Annotated in this window: 3 protein-coding genes; all 3 read left to right on the forward strand. The window is 59.9% G+C overall.

From position 1 onward, the window contains the following. Positions 1-511: YceI family protein (locus AAC035_RS18850; protein ID WP_339806651.1), on the forward strand; the 511-nt coding region annotated here is incomplete at its 5' end. Between the two features lie 12 nt (positions 512-523). After that, on the forward strand, positions 524-3,742 hold the full coding sequence (locus tag AAC035_RS18855) for a DUF1592 domain-containing protein (protein ID WP_339806652.1): 3,219 nt from the start codon (positions 524-526) through the stop codon (positions 3,740-3,742). A gap of 13 nt (positions 3,743-3,755) precedes the next feature. Next, a partial coding sequence (locus tag AAC035_RS18860; RefSeq protein WP_339806653.1) for a DUF1552 domain-containing protein occupies positions 3,756-4,628 on the forward strand: 873 nt, incomplete at its 3' end.

The following is a 4,628-nucleotide window of genomic DNA, read 5'->3' on the forward strand; positions in this document are numbered from 1 at the left end:
CCTGGGCTTCCTGTCCACCAAGAACCAGCACAACGTTGAAGCCCACAGCTTCGGCAGCCTCAGCGGCACCGTCTCGGCTGATGGTACCGCGAGCCTGGTGATCGAACTCGATACCGTTGAGACCGGCATCGACATTCGCAATCAGCGCATGCGGGAGTTGCTGTTCAATACCAACGCCAATCCGGACGCGACAGTCGCTCTTGAGCTGGGCGATCACCTGGGCCAGGCCCTGGCCATGAGCCCGGGTCAGGTCATGACCCTGGCGGTACCGGCAATGCTTGAGCTGAACGGCGAGCCCCGGGAGCTGAACGTCAGCCTTCAGGTGGAACGTCTGGCGGAGTTTACGTTTGTGGTGAGCAGCGCCCAGCCGGTGCTGATTACGGCAGACCAGTTTGGTCTTCAGAGCGGGGTTGATGCCCTGCGGCAAGTGGCCGGACTGAACGCCATCAGCCTGGCTGTACCCGTGGACTTTGCTTTGTTCTTCAAAGCAGACCAGCGCCCGACACCGTAAGGAGAGGCTCCAATGAAACCGCTATTCAAATTACTCACCCTGACCGCGGGAGCGCTGGCCGGCAACATTGCCATGGCAAACCAGCTCTGTACCGTGGACTATCAGGAACTGAACAACTGGGGCAACGGTGGAACCTACAACGTCGTCGTCCAGAACCATGGCCCCGCCATCGAGAAATGGGACCTGTCCTGGTCCTTTCCGGGTAACGAGCGCGTCAGCAACCTGTGGAAAGGCCATTTCGAGCAAGACGGACGCAGTGTCGGTGTCATCGACGCCGGCTATAACGGCCGCGTAGCAAGTGGAGGTCAGTTCGATTTCGGGTTCAATATCGACAATCCGTCCGGTCAGTTGCCAACGGCTTTCTACCTGAACGGCCAGGACTGCGCTACCGGCGCCTCTAACCAGCCCCCCGTGGAGCCGCCCGAGACCGGTATTCCGGATGACGGTGACGCCTCTGCCATGGGCTGGTCCCTGGATAACACCCGTTCCACCCTGAAATTCATCTCGGTGAAGAACACCGACATTGCCGAGAATCATCGTTTTGATTCCCTGCAGGGCTTTGTTCAGCGTTCCGGAGAGGCAACCCTCGCCATCGATCTGAACACCATCGACAGCGGCATCGGCATTCGCGACCAGCGCATGCGCAATTACCTGTTCAATACCGGCGCGGTGCCAACCCTGTATTTCACCACCATGGTGAATCCGGCAGACGTCCAGGCGCTGGGGGCCGGTGAGAGCACCGCCCTCACCCTGGACGGCCGCTTGACGGTCAATGGCGTGAGCCGCGACACCACCGCCAGCGTCATTGCCTACAAGTCCGCGGATGGCCGGGTCTCGGTACGCACAGTGCGGCCGGTGATCATCAGTTCCGGTGACTTCGAGCTGACCGCAGGCATTGAGGCACTGCGCGGCCTGGCCGGTCTGCCGGCGATCGGCCACACGGTGCCGGTGTTTTTCAACCTGAACTTTGTTCCGGTTGAAGGCAATGGCGGCAACCTGGACCCGGTCACTGTGGCCACTGCGCCTGCAGCCCCATCCATCGTCAGTGCGGCCTTCGTTCAGGCCACCAATGCGGTCACTGTCAGCTGGCAGGATCTCAGTGACAATGAAACCGGCTTCGTGATCAAACGTCGTGAAGGTAGCGGTTATTGGGAAACTGTCGGTGCCACCGAAGCCAACCAGACCACCTGGATGGACCAGCTGGACACCGAAGGCACCTACGCGTATCGGGTTATTGCCATCAATGACAGCGTTCCTTCCATGTCTTCCGGCACCGCGCTTGTCAACGCAACGCCTGATGCCACAGATCCCGGCAACGGTGATGATGGCGGCAACAACGGTGGTGATCCCGGAAACGGCGATGATGGTGGTGACCCCGGTAATGGAGACAACGGTGGCAACCCGGGCAATGGCGATAACGACGGCGACACCGGTGGCGGCAATGACGGCGGCAACAACGGTGGCGACAACGGCGATGCCGATCCGCTGAACGGTGCCGAGTTGTATGGCCAGCAGTGCGCAGCCTGTCACGGTAACGATGGCAAGGGCGGCGCGACCGGAGTTTCACTGACCGCGTCAACCGAGCTTTCCGCTCTCAGCAGTTACATCACAGCCGCCATGCCACTGGGTAACCCCGGACGCTGCGGTGCAGATTGTGCCGACGCCGTTGCCGATTACATCGCAGACAACTTCTGGTCCGATGATGACGCTCCGGTGGTCCTGGAAGAGGAACTGGCCGGCCCACGGCAGCTGAACCTGCTGACCCGCTATCAGTACCAGAACGCTGTCAGTGACCTGGTAGGTATTGATGCCTCGAACCTGGCCACCAACTTCCCGGTGGAGGCACGGGTGCTGGGCTTCAGTAACAACGCCGCGAAAAATTTCGTGTCCAGCCGTCACCTGGATGAGTACATGAAAGCCGCCGAGCGTGTTGCAAAAGATGCCGTCAGTCAGCGTCAGTCCGCACTGCTGCCCTGTCAGGCCAGTGCCCAGGGTTGTGCGCAGCAATTTGTTGAAACCTTCGGCCAGAAAGCCTTCCGGCGTCCGCTGAGTAACGACGAGCGCCAGGCCTACCTGGGTATCTTCAACGGCGAGGGCAATTTCAGCGGCGGTATGGAGGCGGTCATAGAAGCCATGCTGGTTTCCCCGCACTTCCTTTACATCAGCGAACTGGGTACCCAGACCAATGACGGCAACTACCAGCTGACGCCATACGAAGTAGCCAGCCAGCTGTCGTTCATCTATCAGGGCACCATTCCTGACGACACCCTGCTGGCAGCCGCTGCGGCCAACCAGCTGCAGACACCGGCGCAACTGGAGGCTCAGGCAAGGCGCCTGCTGCAAAGCGACAAGGCCCGTACCCACCTGGGTCATTTTGCCGAGCAATGGATGGAATCCGACCCCGCCTCCATGGGCAGCAAGGATCCCAATCTGTTCCCTCGCTTCAATACCGAAGTACGGGAAGCCATGCACCGGGAACTGCGGGCCTTCTTCAACCACGTGGTGTTCGATTCCACCGGACAGTTCGAAGAACTGCTGACCGCAGACTATGTGTTCGTCAACCAGCCCCTGGCCAACTACTACGGACTGAACGGCGTCAGTGGCAACAACCTGCGCCTGGTGCAGGACACAACCGGCACTCGCGGCGGCCTGCTCGCCATGGGCGCGGTCATGGCCTCCCACGGCCATGCCAACGAGTCGGCACCCATTCCCCGGGGTAACTTCGTCCGTCGCCGGATGATGTGCCAGGAGCTGCCACCACCCCCGGAAGATCTCGACACCAGCGCGCCAGAGCCGGATCCCAACTTCACCACCCGTGAACGTTTTGAATCCAGAACCAGCAGCGACGACTGTCAGACCTGTCACCTGTACATCAATGGTCCCGGGTTCGGTTTTGAAGCCTTTGATGGTGCCGGCGGTTTCCGTACCACCGACAACAACAAGCCGGTGAACACCTACGGCGTGATTTACGGCCTCGAAAGCCTGCTCGACAGCTCCAGTGTCGCTTACGACGGGGTTCGCGAAATGCAGCAGGTCATTGCCCAGACCGACAGTGTAAAGAGCTGTATGGCGAAACAGTTCTATCGCTTCAGCCGCGGTTACATCGAGAGCGCGAGCGATACCAATACTCTGGACAACCTGACCCAACTATTTGCGAGCAGCGACTACAACCTGCAAGAGCTGATCGTTGGCCTTTCTCAGCTGCAGACATTCACGCTGCGCAGGGATTAACGAGGAGTTAGTGATGAGATCCAATAGACGTCAGTTTCTGAAAACACTGGGTGGCTCCGCACTAGCGGTGCCCCTGGCAACCATGCCCTGGGCACGGGTGGCCATGGCACAACAGTCTTCCGCTGCCAAACGCGCACTGTTTGTGTTTATTCCGGACGGCTGTATTCCGGAGCGCTTCCACCCCCGGGGCACTGAGTTCAACTTCGAGCTGAACGACATGACCAGCCCGCTGGAGCGCGTGAAGCAGCACTGCGTATTCACCAGTGGCCTGAACATGTACGAAGGCGGCCACACCCATGAAGGCGGGGTTGCCAAGGTGCTGACCGGCAACAACACCGAATCCCTGGACTACTTCCTGTCCCAGCGGATTAGCCAGAACTCACCGTTCCGGGCCCTGAACCTGGGCGTCCACGCCACCTTCCAGAACGGCGAGGGTAACGTGTTCAACTTCGCCACCGGCAACGTACCCATTACCCCTAACGACAACCCTATCAACGCCTTTGACAACGTGTTCGGTGGTCGTGATCCGGGTAACGAGCCGGTCAGTAATCGCCGCAAGCGCAGTATTCTCGACCAGATGCTGGCGGAACTGCGGACCCTGAACAGCCGTCTGGGCCAGACCGAGCGCGAGAAACTGGAACACCATACCCAGAGTATCCGGGAAGTGGAAAGCCGCATTCTCAACAACGGCGCCGAGGCCGGTATGTGTAATACCTCCGGGTTCAACTCTGCAGGTTTCACCCTGCCGGAAGGCTGGCACGGTTACCCGCCGAAGATTCATCTGGATGAGCACTACGAGACCATCGGCCGCCTGCAAATGGACCTGATCACCCAGTCCTTTGCCTGTGATATGACCCGGGTGGCAACCCTGATGTGGTCACACCCG

This window comes from uncultured Marinobacter sp., assembly GCF_963974375.1.
Taxonomy (GTDB): Bacteria; Pseudomonadota; Gammaproteobacteria; order Pseudomonadales; family Oleiphilaceae; genus Marinobacter.